At 47.7% G+C, this 1,789-nt stretch carries 3 protein-coding genes; all 3 read right to left on the reverse strand.

Going from position 1 to position 1,789, the window contains the following annotated elements:
- The coding region (locus tag VB081_RS03445) for a CoA transferase subunit A (RefSeq protein ID WP_323399452.1) at positions 1-537 on the reverse strand (537 nt) is incomplete at its 3' end.
- A 9-nt stretch (positions 538-546) separates the two neighbouring features.
- Positions 547-1,341 (reverse strand): enoyl-CoA hydratase/isomerase family protein, encoded by a 795-nt coding sequence (locus tag VB081_RS03450; protein WP_442872702.1) that lies wholly within the window; start codon positions 1,339-1,341, stop codon positions 547-549.
- 104 nt (positions 1,342-1,445) lie between these two features.
- A partial coding sequence (locus tag VB081_RS03455) for a nucleoside deaminase (RefSeq protein ID WP_323399454.1) occupies positions 1,446-1,789 on the reverse strand: 344 nt, incomplete at its 5' end.

Consider the following 1,789-nt stretch of genomic DNA (forward strand, 5'->3'; position numbering starts at 1 on the left):
CGCCATATAACTATTGGTGGCCCGGCCCACATAACGGAATTGGATATTGCCAGCAGTATCAGCCCTCCAGGCCTTTATAAGGGCGATATCTCCATGAAGTGGCAGTTCTAAAAGATAAGGCTTACCGTCGATGACCAAACGTGTTTTTCCCTCTTCTACATCGGTCCCGACACCTGTTGGGGTCAGTACCCCACCCAGACCAGCACCGCCACACCGAATGCGTTCTGCAAAGGTTCCTTGGGGAATAAATTCCACATCTAATTCCCCGGCGAACATCTGTTGCCCTGCTTCGGGATTAAGGCCAATATGGGTTGTCTTTAAGCTACGGACCTGATGGTTATGAATCAGTTTCCCCAAGCCCTGGTCTTGCATTCCGCCACTTACGGCAATGGCATCAATATCAGTAATTCCCTTTTCTAAAAGGCCATCGATGAGCTCATCTGCAGCTAATTCACCATGCCAGTCCCCAAATAAGATCGTTTGTCCATCTTTAAAAGGGGTAAGAGCTTCTTCAAACGTAACAACTTTGTTTTTCATACACTCCTCCTACGCACCCGTAAAGGCAGCCTTACGTTTTTCCATAAAGGCAGAAACGCCCTCCTGGAAATCCCTGGAAGCGGCACATTCCCGCTGGGTCGGAATTTCGCACTCATCTAAATAGTGCTTGTAATCCAGGAACGCCGCTTCGTAAATCTGCTTTTTGATATTTTTGTAAGAAAGGGATGGTCCTGCAGCAAATTTAGCAGCCAACTTCATAACAGCCCCATCGAGCTCTTCCCCTGGTACTACCTGGTACACAATACCGGCATCCTGAGCTTCCTGAGCACTTAAGGGGCGTCCGGTTGCGCACAAAGCCATCGCTTGCTTTTCTCCCAATTCTTTGACCAACAGGTAACTTCCCCCTGTATCGGGAACCAATCCCAAATTTACAAAAGCCATAATAAATTTAGCGTTTTCTGAACAGACAATAAAATCAGCAGACAGGGCAAGGCTCACGCCGGCACCGGCAGCAGAGCCACTGACTTGGGCAATGACGAGCTTACTCATACGCTTGAGGCCATCGGTAACAATGCCCACCTTGGCAATGAGGCCATCCATATTAACGTCCCCACCACCTTGAATGAGATCGTAGAAGTACCCAATATCCCCCCCGGCAGAGAATGCCTTTTCACCGCCCTTTAGGACCAGCACTTTTACATCAGAATCCTTTTCTGCAGCCTCTACCACTGCCATGAGCTCATCCGCCATTACCTCGTCAATGGCGTTTAAGTTCTTTTTAAAATCCATTTGGGCGATGGCAATGCCAGCATCCACCGAATACTTGATCTTTGTCAGTTCCATCATCCTACTCCTTTGTATGATTGTTCTTTATGGTAAGCATACCATCTTTTCCCAGTATTATCAACCTTTTCAATAAAGGGTAATTCTTGGAAATATCCCAATATCTACCGCCTTTTTCCAAAAAACTCCTGGAGCAATGACTGGCATTCTATCTCTCCAATTCCCTGTATAATTGTCATATCCTTGGGAAGCATGGGATGAGTACCCAACTGAGCCGTGGTTTCTACACTGCCGTATCGCTCTTCCCAAGTCCCATAAACCAAGGTGGAAATGCGAGCCTGGATAACCGCACCCATACACATTGGACAAGGCTCTGCAGTGACATAAAGTGTACAATCCTTCAAACGCCAGCTGCCCAAGGTTTCCGCCGCCTGACGGATTGCTAGGATCTCAGCATGGGCAGTAGGATCCTTTGTAACTTCCTTACGATTGTGCCCTCGACCAATAA

It is taken from the genome of Christensenella sp., from assembly GCF_034927525.1.
Classification (GTDB): domain Bacteria; phylum Bacillota; class Clostridia; order Christensenellales; family Christensenellaceae; genus Christensenella.

What these genes read in the sequence shown, in the direction of transcription:
- VB081_RS03450 (WP_442872702.1), bottom strand. Translation starts at nt 1,341, where the DNA reads ATGGAACTGACAAAGATCAAGTATTCGGTGGATGCTGGCATTGCCATC.